We start from the raw sequence: 19,749 nt of genomic DNA on the forward strand, positions 1-19,749 counted from the left end.
TGGTTCTCAAAACCACATGCGGATACCGGCCACGAAACGCGCTTCATCCACATCACCACCCTCGTCGCGGATGAAATCGGCGGTCTTGCCGTAGGAGCGGTTCCAGGTGATGCCGATGTAGGGGGCGAACTGGCGGACAATTTCATAGCGCAGGCGCAGCCCGACTTCGGTATTGGCCAGGCCGGAACCCACACCGCGCCCAGGGTCGTTCTTGCCGTAGAAATTGGCTTCAGCGGTCGGCTGCAGGATCAGGCGATTGGTCAGCAGAATGTCGTAGTCGCCTTCCAGGCGCGCGGCAGTCTGGCCGTTCTCGCCAATGAACGCGGTGGCTTCGGCTTCGAAGTCGTAAAGCGCCATGCCCTGGATACCGAACGCCGCCCAGGTCTGGGGGGATTCAGGCTTGAAGTCCTGTCGCACCCCGGCAACCACATCCCACCATGGGCTGATCGAGCGGCCGTACAGCAGCTGCAATTCGGCATCCTCGGTGACACCGTTGGTACGTTCACCTTCGGAGCGGATCCACAGCCGGTTGATATCGCCGCCTACCCAGCCAGAAGCATCCCAGGCCAGCGTGCTGCCTTCATCGGCGTCCTGGTACTCGAGTTGATCCAGCAGGAAAAAGCTGTTGACCGCACTGTCGTGCATCTGATGCCCGCCCAACGGGGGGAAGGCTGCCTGGCGGTCGGCATCGGTCAGCACCGGGATAGGGGTACGGCTGGTCGTCGGCGTATTCGCCGAGCCGTGGTTCATTTTCGAATGATCCATCGCTTCATGGTTCATGGCTCCATGATCCATGGCCCCATGATCCATGCCCGGCATGCTGCCATGATCCATCTTGCCGTGGTCCATCATCGAATGGTCCATTTCTTCAGCGGCGAAGCTGGGCGCAGCGCCCAGCACGCCGAGCGAAACGGTCAATGCCAGCAGCGATGGTCGTGCCAGGCTATTGAGCATCTTTCCCTGCCTCGGCTTTGTCGCTGCCATGGGATTCCATCATCTTGCCGTGGTCCATGCCTTGCATCGAGCCATGGTCCATACCCTTCATCGAACCGTGGTCCATGCCCTTCATGGCGCCATGATCCATGCCCTTCATCGAACCATGGTCCATGCCTTGGGCACCCTTGGCTTTTGCGGCATCGGCAGGCTGCTGATTGTTGTCGCCGGACCACGACGACGGGGCATAAACGGCAAACAGGCCGGCCATTGCAGCAGAGAGGAAAAACGCGCTTCGTTTCATTGGTTTGCTCATCTCGGATCTCCAGTTCATTCGTCCACACGGACTTCGCGGAACATGCCCATTTCCATGTGGAACAGCAGGTGACAGTGATAGGCCCAACGTCCTAAAGCATCTGCAGTGACGCGGTAGCTTCGTTTTGAGCCAGGCGGCATGTCGATCGTGTGTTTGCGCACCATGAAGTTGCCGTTCTCATCCTCCAGGTCGCTCCACATGCCATGCAGGTGGATGGGGTGGGTCATCATGGTGTCGTTGACCAGGGTGATGCGCAGGCGCTCGCCATACTTGAGGCGCAGTGGCTCGGCATCGGAAAACTTGATGCCGTCGAAGGACCAGGCGAACTTTTCCATGTGGCCGGTAAGGTGCAGCTCGATTGTGCGACCAGGCGCGCGGCCGTCCGGGTCCGGGAAGGTGCTGCGCAGGTCCGCATAGGTCAGCACGCGGCGGCCGTTGTCACGCAGCCCGATGCCCGGATCGCCCAGTTTTGGTGTCGGCGTCATCGTCTGCATGTCGACCAGCGGGTTGTTGCTCTCGGAGTCTGGGTGGCTCTGCATGGGCGCGCTGGTACCAGCCATGTCGCCATGGTCCATGCCGGCCATGTTGCCGTGGTCCATGCCAGCCATGTCGCCGTGATCCATGCCCATATCGCTCATGGAAATGATCGGCCGTGGATCGACAGCTGGAACAGGGGCTTGCAAGCCTTCGCGAACAGCCAGGGTGCCCCTGGAATACCCGGTACGGTCCATGGATTGAGCGAAGATGGTGTAAGCCTGCTCGCTTTCGGGCTCGACGATGACATCGTAGGTTTCGGCAACGGCGATGCGGAACTCGTCGACCGCAACGGGTTTGACATGCTGCCCATCCGCCGCGACAACCGTCATCTTCAGGCCGGGAATTCGCACATCGAAATACGTCATGGCCGAGCCGTTGATGAAGCGCAGGCGGATTTTCTCGCCCGGCTTGAACACGCCCGTCCAGTTACCGTCCGGGGCCTGGCCGTTCATCAGGTACGTGTAGGTGTAGCCGCTCACGTCAGCGAGATCGGTGGGGCTCATTTTCATCTCGGCCCACATCTTGCGGTCGGCTACCGCGGCGGACCAGCCCATTTCGCTCACATCGTTGACGAAATCACCCACCGTGCGCTTGTGGTAGTTGTAGTAGTCAGACTGCTTCTTGAGCTTGGACAGCACCTGTGCAGGGTCTTCATCCGTCCAGTCGCTGAGCATGACCACATAGTCCCGGTCATAGCTGAACGGCTCAGGTTCTTTCGCGTCGATGACCAGGGCACCATACACCCCGACCTGCTCCTGGAAACCGGAGTGGCTGTGGTACCAGTAGGTGCCGTTCTGCTGGACCTTGAACCTGTACTCATACATGCCGTCGGGGGCGATGCCATGGAAGCTCAGGCCCGGCACGCCGTCCATGTTCGCCGGCAGGATGATGCCGTGCCAGTGGATGGAGGTGTCCTGTTGCAAGCGGTTGCGCACACGCAGTGTGACGGTATCGCCTTCGCGCCAGCGCAGGATGGGCCCGGGAATGGAGCCGTTGATGGCCATCGCTGTACGCGCAGTGCCGGTAATGTTGACCGGCAGCTCACCGATGTAGAGGTCGAAGTCGGTGCCGCTCAGCACATTCGGTTGGCCGGGGCTGGTCACGGCCCAGACCGGCGTGCGCCACATGCCCAGCCCGCCAAGCAGTCCGGTAGCGGCCAGGCCTTTGACGAAGGAGCGTCTGGTGGTTTTGCTTTGCATGCCGTTGCGTCCAGTCAGTCGAAAAGTTGCTGGTGTTCAGGCGGTTGAACGCCCCAGCCCGTGGGTCGAGAAGCCCCACAATCTTCCTTCACGCTAGCGGACCTGCGCTGTCAGCTGGCTGAGCTTCAGATTACTTTTCTGTCAGCTTGCGGTGGGTCAAATTCAGTAAGCGCGCCGCGCACCCTGTGGGAGCGGGTTCACCCGCGAAGAATGCGACGCGGTGTATGGCACCGGCTTTGCCGGTGTTCGCGGGTAAACCCGCTCCCACAAGGCCCTGCGAAATTTTTGGGTTATGTATTCTGTGGGAGCGGGCGTGCCCGCGAAGGGCTGCAAAGCAGCCCCATCAAGCGGCTCTTTGGCCTGGCCGCTACTCGATGCGCAGCGCCGCCACCGGATGCAAGCGGGCCGCCCGCACGGCCGGAGCCAGGCCGGCGAGAATGCCGAGCATCGCCGCCAGCAGCAGCGCCAGCAGCAGAAACAGCGGTTGCAGCGCCAAGGGCAGGCTCGGCATGGCCAGGTGCAGTAGCCCCAGCAGCATGCCCATCAACAGCAGGCCAAGCAGGCCACCGGCCAGGGACAGCAGCGTCGCTTCAGCGAGAAACAACCCAAGTACCTGCCGCGGACTGGCGCCAATCGCCCGCAACAGGCCGATTTCTGCCGTGCGCTCGCCCACAGTGGTCGTCATGATGGTGAGAATGCCGACGGCGCCGACCAGCAGCGAAATGCCCCCCAAGGCACCAATGGCCAGGCTCAGGGTGCCGAGAACGCGGTTGAAGCTGCGCAGCATGTCGTCCTGGGTGGTCAGGCTGAAATCCTCCGCACCGTGTCGTTCGCCGAGCACCTCGCGAATCTGCCGGCTCAATGCCCTTGAAGTGGTACCGGCGCCGAACACCACATGGGCTTTGACCACCCCGGTGCGGTTGAACAGGCTTTCCGCCCAGTCCACCGGGATGTAGGCGATATCGTCGAGGTTGAAACCGAGCAACTGGCCTTTCTCCGCCATCACGCCGATTACCCGGAAACGCACGCCGCCGACGCGGATCAGCTCACCCAGCGGGTTGCGCGCCCCAAACAGCTCGGTACGCAGCTGATGGCCGAGCACCACATAGGGCGGCGAACGGCCGTCGCGGGCCGGAGGCAGGAACTCGCCCAGGCTCAGTTGCATGCGCCAGGCCTGCGCCATCTGATGGCCGCCACCGAGAATGTCGCTGCGCCGGCTCAGTTGACCGAACTGGATATTCCCGCTGCCCTGAATGATCGGCACCGCCGCCTCGACATGCGGCAAGCGCCGCAGGGCGTCGGTGTCACTGATGGTCAGTGGCCGCACGCTGCCAAGCAGGCCGCCGAGGCCGCTGGTCTGGGTCTTGCCCGGGCGCACGGTGATGATCCGCGTACCAAACTGCGAGAAGTTCTCCAGCACATAGCCGCGCACGCCTTCGCCTATGGCCGTGAGCAGTGCCACGGCGGCTATGCCGATCGCTACCCCGAGCAGGGTCAGCAGGCTGCGCAGCGGGCGGCAGGTCAGCGCCGAGCTGGTCAGCCGGAAACCATCTTGCCAGCGCATCAGTGCGCCCCCGGCGGGCGTAGCGCCGCCACCGGCTCCAGCGCCGAGGCCCGAGCGGCCGGCAGCCAGGCGAACAGCAGCGCCGTGCCGAGTGCCAGCAGCACTGCGCCAGCCCGCGCCCACCAGGGGGCATAGAGCGGCAGATCGAACGCCAGGCGCCCCAGCCAGAGCAAGGTTTCGGCCAGCAGCAGCCCTGCCAGTGCCCCTGTCAGGGCCAACAGCGCCGCCTCGCCGAGGAACAGCAGGCGCAGCTGCGCCGCCGTCACGCCTATGGCTTTGAGCAGGCCGATCTCGGCGCTGCGCTGGCTTACTGCAATCCAGGTCACGTTCATGATCAGGATGCCTGCCACCAGCAGGCTGATCGCGGCAATGCCGGCCACCGCCAGGGTCAGCACCGCGAGTATCTGGTCGAAGGCGCTGAGCAGGCTGTCCTGGCTGACCAGGGTGACGTCCTCCTCTCCCTCGTGACGCTCCTTGAGCGCGGCGAGTATCAGCTGCTTGCTACGGTCGAGAAAGCTCGGACCATGCACCTCGACAAACACCCGCGACAACCCCTCGCTATTGAACAAGGCCTGGGCGCTGGCCACCGGAATGATCAACATCTCGGCGAAATCCATCCCCAGCGATTCGCCCCGCTCATCGAGAATGCCGACCACCCGGAAGCGCCGGTCGCCAGCGCGCAACCATTCACCCAGGGCCGGGCGAGCCCCGAACAGCTCGCGCCGGAGTTTGCCGCCGATCACGCAGACGGCCTCGGCCTGTTCAGGGTCCAGCGTCGGCAGGGGTTGGCCCTGGACGACCGTCAGTTGGCGAATGGCGAAGAAGTCCCGGGTGGTGCCCAGCGTCAGCACCTCACGATTGCGGTTGCCGACTATCACCGCCATCTGCCCGGCCTGCTGCGGCGCGACCCGGCGGATGCCCGGCAACCGGGTGATGGCCTGGACATCCTGCAAGGTCAACTCGTGTGGCGTCAGCCCGGTGAGCGGCGGCATTCGCCCGGTGGTTTCCTTGCGCCCCGGGAAAACGATGAGGATGTCGCGCCCGAGCAGCGAGAACTCGTTCAGGACGAAGGCCCGCGCGCCCGCGCCAAGACCGGTGAGCAGGTTGACCGCGACCACCCCGATAGCGATGGCCAGCAGTAGCATCAGGCTGCGTGAGCGATGCCCACGCAAGGCACCTAGCCAGAAGCCCAGGGCATCGGCAGCGCGCATCAGGCCAGCGCCCACTGCGGCGCAATACTGTGGATCCGCCCGTCACGCATGTGCAGCTGGCGCTGTGCACGGGCGCCCAGGCTGGCATCGTGGGTCACCACTATCAGGGTCAGACCCTCGCCGTTGAGCTCCTCCAGCAGGCTGAAGACCTCTGCGCCGGCCTGGCTATCGAGATTGCCGGTGGGTTCGTCGGCCAACAGCAGCGCCGGTTGCATGACCATCGCCCGGGCGATCGCCACGCGCTGGCGCTGGCCACCGGACAGCTCGGCCGGGCGGTGGGCAATGCGCTCGCCCAGCCCCAGGCGTGCCACCAATTGGCTGCTGCGCTTGCGCCGTTGTGCCGCACCAATGCCGGCAAGGACCATCGGCAGCTCGATGTTTTCCAGCACCGTCAGTCGTGCGATCAGGTGGTAGGACTGGAACACGAAACCTATCAGTCGGCTGCGCAACTGGGCGCGGCGCGCCTCGCTCAGCGCCGCCGTGGCCTCGCCCTGCAGCCAGTATTCGCCGGCGCTCGGCGCGTCGAGCAGGCCGAGGATGTTCAGCAAGGTCGACTTGCCCGAGCCCGACGGGCCCATCACCGCCATGTAGTCACCGGCGGCGATGTCCAGGTCCAGGCCATCCAGGCCCATCACCTGCTGTTCGCCCAACTGGAAGCTGCGGCTGCCGCCGCGCAGGCGGATCATTTCTTGGTCTCCGCGGCATCCACCGGGATCACCGCCACGGTATCCTTGAGCCCTTCCTGCTCGTGGCTGGCGACTATGCGTGCGTCCTCGTCCAGCCCTGCGAGCACCTCGGTCCAGCGCCAGTTGCTCAGCCCGGTTTGCACCTGTACCTCGCGCAACACCCGGGCGCTCGGGTCATATCGCAGCACACGCTGCCCCTCCAGCAGGGTCTCGGTGGGGATGCGCAAGGCACCCGCGTGCTGCTCCAGGAGGATCTCGACATCGGCGCTATAGCCGGTGAGCAGGGCCAGGTCTGCCGGCGGCTGGTCGAAGCGCACCTCGACATCGACGGTGCGCGCCTGCTTCTCCAGTTCGCGCACATAGGGCGCAATGCGGCTGACGCGGCCGGTGAAATGCTGACCACGGAAGGCATCCAGGCTGATCCGTACGGCGGTTCCTGGGTGAACCCGGGCAGCGTCCACCTCATCGATCGGTGCCTCTACAAACAGGCAGCTGTCGTCGATCAGGTCGACTGCCGGCGGCGTGGGAATACCTGGCGGCGAAGGGGTGACGAACTCGCCGAGTTCGCCGTTGATTTCTGCGACGATGCCAGCGAATGGTGCACGCAGGGTTGTCTGTTCCAGCAGTGAACGCTGCAACTGCAGGCTGGCGTCGGCCTCGCGGATCAGCACGGCACTGGCACTGCACATCAGTTTCGCCAGGTTGGCCTTGGTCGCCGCCTGATCGAGGCGGTCGGCGGCAATCAGCTTGCGGTCGGCCAACTGGCCGAGGCGATCAAGGTCGCGCCGGTCCAGCAGAGCTTGCTGGCAGCGCTGTTCGCGGGTGTTGCGCTGGGCCTCCAGCCGCGCCTCGGCTTCCTGCAGCCTGGCCTGTTGCTCGTCCTGCCGCAGGCGCATGAGCACCTGATCCGGCTGGACCCGCTGGCCCTCGCTGACCAGCAACTCGGCAACCTGGCCGCCGACATTGAAGGACAGGTGCGAGCGTCGACAGGACTTCAGCGTACCCGCGCGCGTGTTGGCCACCACCGTCTCCACCGGCCCCCGCTCAACTTCCAGCAGCCTGACCGGCACCGGCTGCGGTCGACTCAACCAGCCGCCCAACACCACGAGACAAGCCAGGATCGACGAGCCAATCAATAATTTGCGCATGGACTACACCTCCTCCCATATGGCTTGAGCCTAGATCAGGAGGGTGAAAGCTCCACGCGAAACGTCATTTATCCGACGATTTTCGGATGAGCGTTAGTTTAGTGTCAGATAAATGGCGAATGAGATTTTTTTCGCTCACGCAACGGCGATTCCCCGGCCATGGGAAGGCTGCAGAAAGTTTCAGAGGATGAGAATGGCGGGCATTAAAAAGCCGGCTTGTGGCCGGCTTCTCGGGGACGCTTCCGACTAATTTATGGTAAGCCGCAATCGCCTTAACTGTGTGGCCATCAAGGGCCTGAAAGAGATGGCAGATGCCCGTGTGGGATATCGCCGAGCCCTCTGGACCGCGGCTCGCGCCGGTCGGGGCTGAATGTGCGGCGTAGCATACAAGGGCGCGCGCAGGATGCCCAGCAAAAAATGGCACAGGTTGTTTCAGTCGGGCCGTTGCTGGCGGAAATGCGACCAGTGGAACACCCAGCCCAGAATCTCCAGCCTTTGTGTCTGGCGCTGGGCGGTGGTGTAGCGTTCGACCGCATAGTTGCGCCGATCATGGCTGTGCAGGTACAGCGTGCCGTTCTGGCCGAGGCTGAGGTTGTTCACCCTGAGCACGCCGTTGTGCAGCAGGGCATAGGTTTCGCCCTCGAACACCTGGGTCATGCCCAGGTCGATGGCCAGGGTGGCCTGCAGCGGAATCAGCGGGGTCATGTTGCTGGCGGGCATCGCCAGGCAGATGGCGTTGTCGGCATGCACTCCCAACCCTTTCAGGGCTTTTGCGGGCAGGCACATGTGCTTGCCCGCCACGGGTGACAGCAGGCCGTTGTGCAGTTCGTAAAAGGGCACCTTCAGTGCCCGGCCGCCTTGCGCTGACAGCGGCGTGCGCGGGTTGGCAGGCGCCGGCCCTGGCGGGCAGCTGCGCAGGATCGGGTTGTGGTGTTTGGGGCCTTCGCCCGTGCGCAACCAACGACGATGCACGCAGAACAGGTCGGCCATTTCGTCCAGCCGTGCCAAAGGCACGCCGCGCTTGAGCCAGTTGTTGACGTGCTGGGGGGTGACGCTGCGCTGGGCGGCGAAATCGGAAGAGGTCAGGCCACATTCGTGGAGGAGGGCTTTGAGTCGGTCGCCGGATGTGTTCATGGCGGCGAGTGTAGCGGCGGGGTGCCAGCAAGGATATGAACCGGATGTTGATGGGGCTTGTGTGAAAAGCGCCTGTTTGTAGGGCGTTGGAGTAGGACTGCGTAGGATTTATTACCGCATCAGACGTTGGCGCGGTAGCTGTAGGAGCGGCCTTGTGTCGCGACGGGACGCGAAGCGTCCCCAAAACCATCCCGCACGATTTACCTGAGAGACCGCATTTGCTGATTTTACGGCCGCTTCGCGCCCGATCGCGACACAAGGCCGCTCCTACAACCGACCGCGAAGGCAGGTCATTCAACAAGAAGGCTGCGAACGAAGGTCGCTGACGAATGGCCATAAAAAACCCCGCCGAGGCGGGGTTTTTCATGCAACCGGCATCAGCCCTTGTAGGCAGCAACCGATTTGGTGATCGCGGCGCGGGCGGCGTCAGCGCCTTCCCAGCCTTCGATCTTGACCCACTTGCCCTTCTCGAGATCTTTGTAGTTGGCAAAGAAGTGCTCGATCTGCTGGATCAGCAGGGCTGGCAGGTCGGTGTACTCCTTCACATCGACGTACAGCTGCGACAGCTTGTCGTGAGGAACAGCGATGACCTTGGCGTCGCCGCCGCCGTCGTCGGTCATGTTCAGCACGCCGACCGGACGGGCGCGGATAACCGAACCTGGGGCTACCGGGTAAGGGGTAACGACCAGCACGTCCAGCGGATCACCGTCATCGGCCAGGGTGTTCGGGATGAAGCCGTAGTTGGCTGGGTAGAACATCGGGGTAGCCATGAAACGGTCGACGAACAGGGTATCGCTGTCCTTGTCGATCTCGTATTTGATCGGCGCGTGGTTGGCCGGGATCTCGATGGCGACGTAGATGTCGTTCGGCAGGTCTTTGCCCGCCGGAATCTTGCTGTAGCTCATTGGGCAGTGCCCCCGTGTTTGACCAAAAAAGTGGCGGCGATTATAGGCACATTCTGCATGGGCATGCCACGCCTGGCCTGATGTGCGGCCCCGTCAGGCGTGGCTTTCGCGGTATTCCGGGTGTTCGGCCTGCAGCCGGCACAGGCGCGCCAGTGGGTCCTGGCGGTAGAACAGCGACAACTGGCGGTAGACCTGTGGATAAGCCTGTTGCAGCAGGTCGGGGGCACTAAAGAAGTACTCGCTGGTGACGGCAAAGAACTCCGCGGGGTTCTCCGCGGCATACGGGTCGATGGCGGTTTCGGCGTCGGGGTTGGCGTCCAGCTGGCGGTTGAGGTCGTCATAGGCCTGTTGCATGGCGGTTGCCCATTCATCCACAGGCATGCCGCTGTGCAGCGGCGGCAGGCCGTTGGCATCGCCATTGAGCATGTCGAGCTTGTGCGCCAGTTCATGGATGACCAGGTTGTAGGCCTCCCAGCCACCGCTTGCCAGCACGCCGTTCCAGGCGAGGATGATCGGGCCCTGCTGCCAGGCCTCGCCGCTGTGCTCGCCGTCCCACACGTGCTCCACGCCACTGGCATCGCGGTGGCGCTGGGGGCTCTTGAAGTCGTCGGGGTAGAGGATGATTTCGTGGAAACCCTGGTACCAGTTCAGCTCGCCCAGGTGCAGCAGCGGCAACTGCGCCTGGGCCGCCAGCAACAGGCGCTGCTCGTCATCCGGCTCGACGCCGGGCAGGCAGGTGAGGTGCTTGTCGAGCAGGAACAGGATGCAGGCTTCACGCAACCAGCGATCTTCTTCGTCCGTGATGCCGTCCAGCATCGGCAGGCGCTCGCGCACGGCCTGCCATTGCTGGGGGGTGATGGGGTAGCGCGCCAGGGTGCGCTTGCGCCGCCAGGCGCTGAACGACCACATCTGCAGGTTTCAGTGGGCCTTGGCCGTGCGGCCCAGGCGGCCACGCAGCAGGCCGAGGATCATCGGCACCAGCGACAGGATGATGATGCCCACTACCATCAGCGACAGGTGCTGCTTGATGAATGGCACGTTGCCGAAGAAGTAGCCCAAGGTCACCAGGCCGCCGACCCACAGCAGCGAACCGGCGACGCTGAAACCGAGGAAGCGCGGGTAGTGCATGTGGGCGATACCGGCGACGAACGGTGCAAAGGTGCGCAGGATGGGCAGGAAGCGCGCCATGGTCACGGTCTTGCCGCCGTGGCGTTCATAGAAGTCGTGGGTACGTTGCAGGTAGTCGCGACGGAAGATCTTCGAGTTGGGGTTGTTGAACAACCGCTCGCCGGCCGTGCGGCCGATCACGTAGTTGGTGCTGTCGCCGAGGATTGCGGCGGCCATCAGCAGGCCGGCCAGCAGCAACGGGTCCATGCCGCCACCGGCGGCCACGGCGCCGGCAATGAACAGCAGCGAATCACCGGGCAGGAAGGGCATGACCACCAGCCCGGTTTCACAGAAGATCACGGTGAAGAGGATGGCGTAGATCCAGGGACCGTAGTTGGTGACCAGCAGATCGAGGTAGGCATCGAGATGCAGGATAAGGTCCAGCGGGTTGAAATCCATGTACAGCACCTGTGTTCTTGGGCGTAGGCTCGGTTACCTGGGGATGGGTAAATTTTCACACATGACAGGTGGGCCATTATACGGCTAAGTCAGGAACATGCCCGGGGAGTTTGTAGCGGGGGGTTACGGCAGGGGGGTATTCCTGTACCGGCCTCTTCGCGGGTAAACCCGCTCCCACAGGTACAGCACCGACTTCAGATGCGCCGCTATGCCTGTGGGAGCGGGTTTACCCGCGAAGAGGCCAGCACAGTCAATCCTGGCTGATCGGCAGGATATAGCTCTTGAACTCGTTATCCTCACGAAACCCGATGGATTCGTAAGTCTTGTGCGCTACCTCATTGTCCGCACTGGTCGACACCCGCATGCGCACGGCGTTGGTTTCCTTGGCCATTTTCTTCGCCTCGCGCATCAGGTGGTCGGCCACCAGCATGCGCCGCGAGTCCTCGGCCACATAGATATCGTTGAGAATCCATACCCGCTTCAACGACAGCGATGAGTAGCTTGGGTACAGCTGGCAGAATCCCAGCAGTTTGCCGTCGTCATCATCGGGTAGCGCCAGGTAGATCACCGACTCATCCCGCTTCAGGCGCTTTTCCAGGAAACTGCGCGAGCTGTCAGGGTAGGGTAGCTGCCCATAGAACTCACGGTATTTGACGAACATCGGCGTGAGCAGGTCGAGGTGTTCCAGGGTTGCCTTGATGATGCGCATGTGCGGCCCTCAGAGTCCATTAGGGGAAACAGCGGATTGCCATCAGCCTTCAAGGGCATGCTGCCCAATGCGCGGTGCAAGTGCAATCCGCCTTCCGTGACATGTTTTTTACCCTTTGCCGAGCAGGAAGTTACCTTTCTGGCCGGTGCTGTGTTCACTCTCCAGGCTATGGACCTCGGCTTCGTCCTTCAGATTCACCCCGGAAAGCTGGCGCCGGCAGGCTTCGCGCATCAAGTACAGCAAGCGGTGCGCCGCCATGCCATAACTCAGGCCCTCCAGGCGGATGTTGGAAATGCAGTTGCGGTAGGCATCGGTCAGGCCGACCTTCGGTGCATAGGTGAAGTACAGGCCAAGGCTGTCGGGCGAGCTGAGCCCCGGGCGTTCGCCGATCAGCATCACCGTCATCCGTGCGCCCAGCAGCTCACCAACCTCGTCGGCCACTGCCACGCGGCCCTGCTGCACCAGCACCACCGGGGCGCTGGTCCAGCCGTCGGCGGCGGCCTGTTCCTCGAAGCGCGCCAGGAACGGCAGGGTGTGGCGGTGCACGGCCAGTGCCGACAGGCCGTCAGCGACGACGATGGCCAGGTCGACCCCGCCGGGGTTGGCCTGGGCGTGCTGGCGCAGCGCGGCAACCGAATCTTCGTTCAGCCGTCGCCCCAGGTCCGGGCGTTGCAGGTACTGGTTGCGGTCGCTGGCGGCGCTGTGCAGCACCAGGCTTTCGCGCCCGCGGTCACTCAGCTGGGTAGCCAGGCCGGCATGGTCGAAGGCCAGGTGCACGGCATCGCGGGCCTGGGCGTGGGCAAACTGGAAGTCCAGCTGCGCACCGGTCGGCAGGCTGGTGCCGGTGCGGCCCAGGGCTATGCGCGCCGGGGTCAGGTTGCGCAGGGCCAGCCAAGGGTTGTCGGGGGTAGGCGTGCGGTGGTCCATGGTCATCCCTATGCAAGCTGTGCCAAGGCCTGGCGGAAGGCCGGCGGCAGGTTGTCACCAAAGCGCACCCGGCCATCGGCCTGGGTGAAGATGCCGGTGCGGGCCAGCCATGCCTCGAACTCCGGCCCGGGCTTCAGGCCCAGGGTCTGGCGCGCGTACAGCGCGTCGTGGAACGAGGTGGTCTGGTAGTTGAGCATGATGTCGTCGGAGCCGGGGATGCCCATGATGAAGTTGATCCCGGCCACACCCAGCAGGGTCAGCAGGGTGTCCATGTCGTCCTGGTCGGCTTCGGCGTGGTTGGTGTAGCAGATGTCGCAACCCATCGGCACTCCCAGCAGCTTGCCGCAGAAGTGGTCTTCGAGGCCGGCGCGGATGATCTGCTTGCCGTTGTACAGGTACTCCGGGCCGATGAAGCCGACCACGGTGTTGACCAGGAATGGCTTGAAGTGGCGGGCCACGGCATAGGCGCGGGTTTCACAGGTCTGCTGGTCGACGCCGTGGTGGGCGTTGGTCGACAGCGCGCTGCCCTGGCCGGTTTCGAAGTACATCAGGTTCTGCCCGAGGGTGCCGCGTTTCAGCGAAAGGCCCGCTTCGTAGCCTTCCTGCAGCACGTTCAGGTTGATGCCGAACCCGGCGTTGGCCGCCTCGGTACCGGCGATGGACTGGAACACCAGGTCCAGTGGCACGCCACGGTTGATCGCCTCGATCGAGGTGGTGACGTGGGTCAGCACGCAGGCCTGGGTGGGGATGTCGTAGCGCTGGATGATGGCGTCGAGCATTTCCAGCAGGGCGCAGATCGAGGCGATGCTGTCGGTGGCCGGGTTGATGCCGATCATGGCGTCGCCGTTACCGTACAGCAGGCCGTCGAGAATGCTGGCGGCGATGCCGGCTGGCTCGTCGGTGGGGTGGTTGGGCTGCAGCCGCGTCGACAGGCGCCCGCGCAGGCCCATGGTGCCACGGAACCGGGTGACCACGCGGATCTTCTGTGCCACCAGCACCAGGTCCTGCACGCGCATGATCTTCGACACCGCGGCGGCCATTTCCGGCGTCAGCCCGGGTGCCAGGTTGCGCAGGCTGTCCTCGTTGGCCTCTTCGCTCAGCAGCCAGTCGCGCAGGCCACCCACGGTCAGGTGGCTGACCGGGGCGAAGGCCTGGGCATCGTGGGTGTCGATGATCAGGCGCGTGACTTCATCATCTTCGTAAGGGATCAGCGCTTCGTTGAGGAAATGCGTCAGCGGGATATTGGCCAAGGCCATCTGCGCGGCGACCCGTTCGCCGTCGTTGCTGGCCGCGACGCCCGCCAGGTAGTCCCCCGAGCGGGCGGGGCTGGCCTTGGCCATCACTTCCTTGAGGCTGTCGAAGCGGTAGACCAGGTGGCCGACCGTGTGTACGAAACTTGCCATACAGACTCTCCAGAGCCGCGGGTTGCCCCGCGGCGGGTGGCGGCGATCAGTGCAAGGCCTCTTCGGCCTTCTGGATCGCGGCGAATTCCTCTTCCGGTGTACCCGCGACCAGGTGGTGGCGGCTGTAGAAAGCAAAGTAGGCAATTAATACCGCATAGATCACTGCGGCGCCAATCACCACCCGTGGGTCGACCAGGAAACCGGCGACCACGGCGATGCAGGCCAGTACCAGTGCCAGGCCCGAGGTGAAGATGCCACCGGGGGTGCGGTATGGGCGCTCCATCTTCGGCCGGCGGATGCGCAGGGTGATGTGCGCGGCCATCATCAGCACGTACGACAGGGTAGCGCCGAACACCGCCACCAGGATCAGCAGGTCACCCTGGCCGGTCAGCGACAGGGCAAAGCCGATGATCCCGGGGATGATCAAGGCCAGTACCGGGGCCTTGCTCTTGTTGGTTTCCGACAGTTTGCGCGGCAGGTAGCCGGCGCGGGACAGGGCGAAGATCTGCCGGGAGTAGGCGTAGATGATCGAGAAGAAGCTGGCGATCAGTCCGGCCAGGCCGACCAGGTTGACGAAGCCGCCCATCCAGGTGCTACCGCCGTAGGCTTTGGACAAGGCTTCTACCAGCGGGTTGCCGGACGCTTTCAGTGCTTCGGAGCCTGCGCCGCCCGGGCCGACCACCAGGATCAGCAGGGCGAAGGCCAGCAACACCAGCATGGCGCCGATCAGGCCGCGTGGCAGGTCACGCTTGGGGTTCTTGGTTTCTTCGGCAGCCAGCGGCACGCCCTCTACGGCGAGGAAGAACCAGATGGCATAGGGGATGGCCGCCCACACGCCGACATAGCCGAACGGCAGGAAGCTGCTGGCGCCCACGGCGTCCGTTTTGGCGATGTCGAACAGGTTGGCTGCATCAAAATGGGGCACCATGCTCACCAGGAACACGGCCAGGGCGATGGCGGCGATGGCGGTGATGATGAACATCAGCTTCAACGCCTCACCCACGCCAAAGATGTGGATGCCGATGAACACGATGTAGAACGCCAGGTAGATCATCCAGCCGCCGATGCCGAACAGTGACTGGCAGTAGGCGCCGATGAACACCGCGATGGCGGCGGGGGCGATGGCGTACTCGATGAGGATCGCCGTCCCGGTGAGGAAGCCGCCCCAGGGGCCGAAGGCACTGCGGGCAAAGCCGTAGCCGCCGCCTGCGGTGGGGATCATCGACGACAGTTCGGCCAGCGAGAAGCACATGCACAGGTACATGGTGGCCATCAGCAGGGTGGCGAGGAACATGCCGCCCCAGCCGCCCTGGGCCAGGCCGAAGTTCCAGCCGGCATAGTCGCCGGAGATGACGTAGGCCACGCCCAGGCCGACCAGCAGGACCCAGCCGGCGGCACCTTTTTTCAGTTCACGTTGCTGGAAGTAGTCCGAGCCGACTTTTTCGAAGTCGACGGAAGAGCCTGCCGGCGAGCCGGCGGAATGATCGCTTGGCATAGATTCACCTGTTGTTTTTCTTGGTGGCCGGACGGGTTCCGGGCCGATGGTGATGGGTACTGCAGGAAGCGAGCCAGAGCGGTTGGTGCACGGTTACCGCTCTGGGTTTTGTATATGCAGGCCTGGCCTCTTCGCGGGCTTGCCCGCTCCCACAGGGACTGCACAAGTTTCAAGACCAGTGCAATACCTGTGGGAGCGGGCGAGCCCGCGAAGGCCGCGACGCGGTTTAGAAGAAGCCCAACGGATTGATGTCGTAGCTCACCAGCAGGTTCTTGGTCTGCTGATAGTGGTCGAGCATCATCTTGTGGGTCTCACGCCCGACCCCCGACTTCTTGTAGCCACCGAACGCGGCATGCGCCGGGTACAGGTGGTAGCAGTTGGTCCACACGCGGCCAGCCTTGATCCCACGGCCCATGCGGTAGGCACGGTTGATGTCGCGGGTCCACACGCCGGCACCCAGGCCGAACTCGGTGTCGTTGGCGATCGCCAGGGCTTCGGCTTCGTCCTTGAAGGTGGTGACGCTGACCACCGGGCCGAAGATTTCTTCCTGGAACACGCGCATCTTGTTGTTGCCCTTGAGCAGGGTCGGCTGGATGTAGTAACCGGTGGCCAGCGAGCCTTCCAGTTTCTCGACCTTGCCGCCGGTCAGCAACTCGGCGCCTTCCTTCTGGGCGATGTCGAGGTACGACAGGATCTTCTCGAACTGCTGTTGCGAGGCCTGGGCGCCGACCATGGTGTCGGTGTCCAGCGGGTCGCCGCGCTTGATCTGCAGCACCTTCTTCATCACCACTTCCATGAACTGCGGATAGATCGACTCCTGTACCAGTGCCCGTGACGGGCAGGTGCATACCTCGCCCTGGTTGAAGAACGCCAGCACCATGCCTTCGGCCGCCTTCTCGATGAAGCTTGGCTCGGCTTGCATGATGTCTTCGAAATACACGTTCGGCGACTTGCCGCCCAGTTCGACGGTGGACGGGATGATGTTCTCGGCGGCGCACTTCATGATGTGCGAGCCGACCGGGGTCGAGCCGGTGAAGGCGATCTTGGCGATGCGCTTGCTGGTGGCCAGTGCTTCACCGGCTTCGCGGCCAAAGCCTTGCACCACGTTGAGCACGCCTTTTGGCAGCAGGTCACCGATCACTTCCAGCAGCACGGTGATGCCCAGCGGGGTCTGTTCGGCCGGCTTGAGCACCACGCAGTTGCCGGCGGCCAGTGCCGGGGCAAGCTTCCAGGCGGCCATCAGGATCGGGAAGTTCCACGGGATGATCTGCCCGACCACGCCCAGCGGCTCGTGGATGTGGTACGCCACGGTGCCTTCGTTGATTTCCGCGGCGCCGCCTTCCTGGGCGCGGATGCAGCCAGCGAAGTAGCGGAAGTGGTCGACCGCCAGCGGAATGTCGGCATTGAGGGTTTCGCGGATCGGCTTGCCGTTGTCCCAGGTTTCGGTGATTGCCAGCAGTTCGAGGTTCTGCTCGATACGGTCGGCGATCTTCAGCAGAACGTTGGAGCGGTCCTGCACTGAGGTGCGGCCCCAGGCGTCGGCCGCAGCGTGGGCGGCATCCAGGGCTTTATCGATGTCTTCGGCAGTGGAGCGAGGGAATTCAGCGATCAGCTTGCCATTCACCGGGGAGGTATTTTCGAAGTACTGCCCCTTTACCGGAGGAACGAACTCACCACCGATGTAGTTGCCGTAGCGGCTCTTGAAGGAAACCTTCGCGCCTTCGGTACCGGGATGTGCGTAACGCATGGTGTGTCTCCTGGCTATTGTGTTTGTTAGGGAGTTGGAAAGCGTAGAGCAAAGGTTGGGCCAGCGTTTCGAGCACCAGGCAAATCAATGACTTGGCTCGGTTCTTTGGGCCTGGCCCACGGTCGCTGTGCCAGCGCCGGTACGCGCGGGGGTGACACTTTGTGCCATTTGCGACACGTAACCGGAGGGTGCATTGCAAAGCCTTCCCGGGTGGAGGATGCTGGCGGGACTCTCTATCTGCGGAGAACTACAACAATGCAGAGCAATCATTTCAGTCGCCATGCCCAGCAAGTCCATACCGTCGCCCATGGTGGGGCCGGGGAGGGCGGCAGTGACCCGTCCATCGCCCGCTCCTGGCTGCGCTGCCTGGAGGACTACCACCTCGACCCGTCGGTGATCGAGGCTCCGGTGGTGCTCGAGCATGGGCGCCTGCTGGAAAGCCGCGAGCGCCTGCGCCAGGTGCTGCAGATTGCCGACCATGAAATGAACAGCCTGCACCAGCAGCTTTCCGGGGCCGGCCATGCAGTGCTGCTGACCGATGCCCGTGGGGTGATCCTCAATTGCGTCAGCGCGCCGACCGAGCGGCGCAGCTTCGAGCGCGCCGGGCTGTGGCTGGGCGCTGACTGGAGCGAGGCGCGCGAGGGCACCAACGGCATCGGCACCTGCCTGGTCGAGCGCCAGGCGCTGACCATTCACCAGAACGAGCACTTCCGTGGCCGCCACACCGGCCTGACCTGCTCGGCCAGCCCGGTGTTCGACCCGCATGGCGAGCTGCTGGCAGTGCTGGATGTGTCTTCGGCGCGGCCCGACGTTTCCCGGCAGAGCCAGTTCCATACCATGGCCCTGGTCAACCTGTCGGCGAAGATGATCGAAAGCTGCTACTTCCTGCGCCATTTCGAACAGCAATGGCTGCTGCGTTTTCACTTGCAGGCCGAGTCGGTCGGCCTGTTCAGCGAAGGCCTGCTGGCGTTCGGCGGTGACGGGCGCATCTGCGCCGCCAACCAGAGCGCGCTGAACCTGCTGGGCACGGTGCGTGGTGGCGTGCTGGGCAAACCGCTGGAACGCTTTTTCGCTTGCAGCCACGACGAACTGTTCAGTCGCGCCACGCCCGGTGGCAGCACGGCCTGGCCGCTGCATACCCTGGACGGGCGCCAGGTGTTCGCCAGCCTGCGTGGCCAGGCGCGCGCACCGGTGTGGTCGGTGCCGGCCGCCCAGCCGCGACCCGCACGGGAAGTGGAACCGCTTATCTGCCTGCTCGACCCGGCCTTGCAGAACGACTTCCGCCGCAGCGTGCGGGTGTTCGAGCGCGATGTGCCGCTGTTGCTGCGCGGCGAGACCGGCTGTGGCAAGGAGGCCTTTGCCCAGGCCGTGCACCAGGCCAGCGAGCGGCGCGGCAAGCCGTTCGTCGCCATCAACTGCGCCTCGATCCCGGAGAGCCTGATCGAGAGCGAACTGTTCGGCTACCGCGGCGGCAGCTTTACCGGTGCGCGCAAGGAAGGCATGCGCGGCAAGCTGCTGCAGGCCGATGGCGGCACCTTGCTGCTGGACGAGATTGGCGACATGCCACTGGCCCTGCAAACCCGCCTGCTGCGCGTGCTGGAGGAGCGCCAGGTGGTGCCGATCGGTGGCGAGCCGCAGGCGGTCGACGTGCGCATTATCAGCGCTACCCACCGAGACCTGCTGGAACGGGTGGAGCAGGGCAGTTTCCGCGAGGACCTGTATTACCGGCTTAATGGCCTGGAAGTGGCATTGCCTGCGGTGCGCGAGCGCAGTGACAAGGCGCAGTTGCTGGACTTTCTGCTGCGTCAGGAGGCGCAGGGAGAACCGATCGATATCGAGCCCAGGGCACGGCAGGCACTGCTCGACTTCGCCTGGCCGGGCAACGTGCGGCAGATGCGCAACGTGCTGCGTACCCTGGTGGCACTTTGCGAAGACTCCCGCATCATGTTCCCGGATCTTCCCGCCATTCTCCGCAACGGCACCGTCCCTGCAGGAGCGGCCTTGTGTCGCGAAAGGGCCGCAGAGCGGCCCCAGGGTCCCAGCCGCGCCGACCAATTTGCAGGGGTTGCTTCGCAGCCCGATCGCGACACAAGGCCGCTTCTACAGGATGCGGAGCGGCAAGCATTGTTGGAGACGCTAGAGGCAAAACACTGGCACCTCACCCGTGTCGCCGAGCACTTGGGCATCAGCCGCAATACCTTGTATCGAAAACTGCGCAAACACGGCATCACCAGGGCCGACTGAGCGAAACATCTGGTGCGATTTGTCG

Annotated in this window: 17 protein-coding genes; 1 reads left to right on the top strand and 16 read right to left on the bottom strand. The window is 63.9% G+C overall.

Translation table 11 applies throughout. From position 1 onward, the window contains the following. Window positions 1-6: 6 nt before the first annotated feature. The 16 genes from CAG00_RS22850 to CAG00_RS22925 form a co-directional block, all read right to left on the bottom strand. On the bottom strand, window positions 7-954 hold the full coding sequence (locus CAG00_RS22850) for a copper resistance protein B (RefSeq protein WP_085665396.1): 948 nt from the start codon (window positions 952-954) through the stop codon (window positions 7-9). Then, complete coding sequence (locus tag CAG00_RS22855; RefSeq protein WP_085665397.1) at window positions 944-1,267, bottom strand: hypothetical protein; 324 nt, start codon at window positions 1,265-1,267, stop codon at window positions 944-946. The genes CAG00_RS22850 and CAG00_RS22855 overlap by 11 nt, the downstream gene beginning before the upstream one ends. Further along, complete coding sequence (locus tag CAG00_RS22860; RefSeq protein WP_085665398.1) at window positions 1,264-2,985, bottom strand: copper resistance system multicopper oxidase; 1,722 nt, start codon at window positions 2,983-2,985, stop codon at window positions 1,264-1,266. The genes CAG00_RS22855 and CAG00_RS22860 overlap by 4 nt, the downstream gene beginning before the upstream one ends. 367 nt (window positions 2,986-3,352) lie before the next feature. Beyond that, window positions 3,353-4,549: an ABC transporter permease gene (locus tag CAG00_RS22865; protein WP_085665399.1), complete on the bottom strand. Its 1,197-nt coding sequence runs from the start codon at window positions 4,547-4,549 to the stop codon at window positions 3,353-3,355. Further along, window positions 4,549-5,760 (bottom strand): ABC transporter permease, encoded by a 1,212-nt coding sequence (locus CAG00_RS22870; RefSeq protein WP_085665422.1) that lies wholly within the window; start codon window positions 5,758-5,760, stop codon window positions 4,549-4,551. Before CAG00_RS22870 ends, CAG00_RS22865 begins: the two co-directional genes overlap by 1 nt. Beyond that, a complete protein-coding gene (locus CAG00_RS22875; RefSeq protein ID WP_025337543.1) occupies window positions 5,760-6,446 on the bottom strand; it encodes an ABC transporter ATP-binding protein in 687 nt (228 codons plus the stop codon). The genes CAG00_RS22870 and CAG00_RS22875 overlap by 1 nt, the downstream gene beginning before the upstream one ends. Continuing rightward, entirely contained in the window at window positions 6,443-7,594 is a 1,152-nt protein-coding gene (locus tag CAG00_RS22880; RefSeq protein ID WP_085665400.1) for an efflux RND transporter periplasmic adaptor subunit, read from the bottom strand. Before CAG00_RS22880 ends, CAG00_RS22875 begins: the two co-directional genes overlap by 4 nt. Window positions 7,595-8,026: 432 nt before the next feature. Continuing rightward, window positions 8,027-8,728 (bottom strand): XRE family transcriptional regulator, encoded by a 702-nt coding sequence (locus CAG00_RS22885; protein ID WP_085665401.1) that lies wholly within the window; start codon window positions 8,726-8,728, stop codon window positions 8,027-8,029. A 377-nt stretch (window positions 8,729-9,105) separates the two neighbouring features. After that, the gene (ppa, locus tag CAG00_RS22890; RefSeq protein ID WP_003255365.1) at window positions 9,106-9,633 is read right to left on the bottom strand and encodes an inorganic diphosphatase; all 528 of its coding nucleotides are present in this window, start codon (window positions 9,631-9,633) and stop codon (window positions 9,106-9,108) included. A gap of 93 nt (window positions 9,634-9,726) precedes the next feature. After that, a complete protein-coding gene (locus CAG00_RS22895; protein ID WP_025337546.1) occupies window positions 9,727-10,542 on the bottom strand; it encodes a zinc-dependent peptidase in 816 nt (271 codons plus the stop codon). 9 nt (window positions 10,543-10,551) lie between these two features. Then, window positions 10,552-11,199 carry a DedA family protein gene (locus CAG00_RS22900; protein ID WP_025337547.1) on the bottom strand — a complete coding sequence of 216 codons (648 nt, stop codon included), beginning with the start codon at window positions 11,197-11,199 and terminating at the stop codon, window positions 10,552-10,554. Between the two features lie 250 nt (window positions 11,200-11,449). After that, a complete protein-coding gene (locus CAG00_RS22905; RefSeq protein WP_003257044.1) occupies window positions 11,450-11,908 on the bottom strand; it encodes a GNAT family N-acetyltransferase in 459 nt (152 codons plus the stop codon). A 108-nt stretch (window positions 11,909-12,016) separates the two neighbouring features. Next, window positions 12,017-12,835: an ethanolamine ammonia-lyase subunit EutC gene (eutC, locus tag CAG00_RS22910; protein WP_025337548.1), complete on the bottom strand. Its 819-nt coding sequence runs from the start codon at window positions 12,833-12,835 to the stop codon at window positions 12,017-12,019. Between the two features lie 8 nt (window positions 12,836-12,843). Next, the gene (locus tag CAG00_RS22915; protein WP_085665402.1) at window positions 12,844-14,238 is read right to left on the bottom strand and encodes an ethanolamine ammonia-lyase subunit EutB; all 1,395 of its coding nucleotides are present in this window, start codon (window positions 14,236-14,238) and stop codon (window positions 12,844-12,846) included. Between the two features lie 46 nt (window positions 14,239-14,284). Further along, window positions 14,285-15,733, bottom strand: coding sequence for an ethanolamine permease (eat, locus tag CAG00_RS22920; RefSeq protein WP_013970695.1), 1,449 nt, complete (start codon window positions 15,731-15,733; stop codon window positions 14,285-14,287). Between the two features lie 226 nt (window positions 15,734-15,959). Beyond that, the gene (locus CAG00_RS22925; protein ID WP_025337551.1) at window positions 15,960-17,480 is read right to left on the bottom strand and encodes an aldehyde dehydrogenase family protein; all 1,521 of its coding nucleotides are present in this window, start codon (window positions 17,478-17,480) and stop codon (window positions 15,960-15,962) included. Window positions 17,481-17,735: 255 nt separating this feature from the next. Between CAG00_RS22925 and CAG00_RS22930 the strand changes: the two genes are divergently transcribed. Then, window positions 17,736-19,724, top strand: coding sequence for a sigma-54-dependent Fis family transcriptional regulator (locus CAG00_RS22930; protein ID WP_085665403.1), 1,989 nt, complete (start codon window positions 17,736-17,738; stop codon window positions 19,722-19,724). Window positions 19,725-19,749: the final 25 nt, after the last annotated feature.

This window comes from Pseudomonas sp. B5(2017), from assembly GCF_002112825.1.
GTDB classification, from domain to species: domain Bacteria; phylum Pseudomonadota; class Gammaproteobacteria; order Pseudomonadales; family Pseudomonadaceae; genus Aquipseudomonas; species Aquipseudomonas putida_Z.

What these genes read in the sequence shown, in the direction of transcription:
- CAG00_RS22850 (WP_085665396.1), bottom strand. Translation starts at nt 954, where the DNA reads ATGCTCAATAGCCTGGCACGACCATCGCTGCTGGCATTGACCGTTTCG.
- CAG00_RS22855 (WP_085665397.1), bottom strand. Translation starts at nt 1,267, where the DNA reads ATGAACTGGAGATCCGAGATGAGCAAACCAATGAAACGAAGCGCGTTT.
- CAG00_RS22860 (WP_085665398.1), bottom strand. Translation starts at nt 2,985, where the DNA reads ATGCAAAGCAAAACCACCAGACGCTCCTTCGTCAAAGGCCTGGCCGCT.
- CAG00_RS22865 (WP_085665399.1), bottom strand. Translation starts at nt 4,549, where the DNA reads ATGCGCTGGCAAGATGGTTTCCGGCTGACCAGCTCGGCGCTGACCTGC.
- CAG00_RS22870 (WP_085665422.1), bottom strand. Translation starts at nt 5,760, where the DNA reads ATGCGCGCTGCCGATGCCCTGGGCTTCTGGCTAGGTGCCTTGCGTGGG.
- CAG00_RS22875 (WP_025337543.1), bottom strand. Translation starts at nt 6,446, where the DNA reads ATGATCCGCCTGCGCGGCGGCAGCCGCAGCTTCCAGTTGGGCGAACAG.
- CAG00_RS22880 (WP_085665400.1), bottom strand. Translation starts at nt 7,594, where the DNA reads ATGCGCAAATTATTGATTGGCTCGTCGATCCTGGCTTGTCTCGTGGTG.
- CAG00_RS22885 (WP_085665401.1), bottom strand. Translation starts at nt 8,728, where the DNA reads ATGAACACATCCGGCGACCGACTCAAAGCCCTCCTCCACGAATGTGGC.
- ppa (WP_003255365.1), bottom strand. Translation starts at nt 9,633, where the DNA reads ATGAGCTACAGCAAGATTCCGGCGGGCAAAGACCTGCCGAACGACATC.
- CAG00_RS22895 (WP_025337546.1), bottom strand. Translation starts at nt 10,542, where the DNA reads ATGTGGTCGTTCAGCGCCTGGCGGCGCAAGCGCACCCTGGCGCGCTAC.
- CAG00_RS22900 (WP_025337547.1), bottom strand. Translation starts at nt 11,199, where the DNA reads ATGGATTTCAACCCGCTGGACCTTATCCTGCATCTCGATGCCTACCTC.
- CAG00_RS22905 (WP_003257044.1), bottom strand. Translation starts at nt 11,908, where the DNA reads ATGCGCATCATCAAGGCAACCCTGGAACACCTCGACCTGCTCACGCCG.
- eutC (WP_025337548.1), bottom strand. Translation starts at nt 12,835, where the DNA reads ATGGACCACCGCACGCCTACCCCCGACAACCCTTGGCTGGCCCTGCGC.
- CAG00_RS22915 (WP_085665402.1), bottom strand. Translation starts at nt 14,238, where the DNA reads ATGGCAAGTTTCGTACACACGGTCGGCCACCTGGTCTACCGCTTCGAC.
- eat (WP_013970695.1), bottom strand. Translation starts at nt 15,733, where the DNA reads ATGCCAAGCGATCATTCCGCCGGCTCGCCGGCAGGCTCTTCCGTCGAC.
- CAG00_RS22925 (WP_025337551.1), bottom strand. Translation starts at nt 17,480, where the DNA reads ATGCGTTACGCACATCCCGGTACCGAAGGCGCGAAGGTTTCCTTCAAG.
- CAG00_RS22930 (WP_085665403.1), top strand. Translation starts at nt 17,736, where the DNA reads ATGCAGAGCAATCATTTCAGTCGCCATGCCCAGCAAGTCCATACCGTC.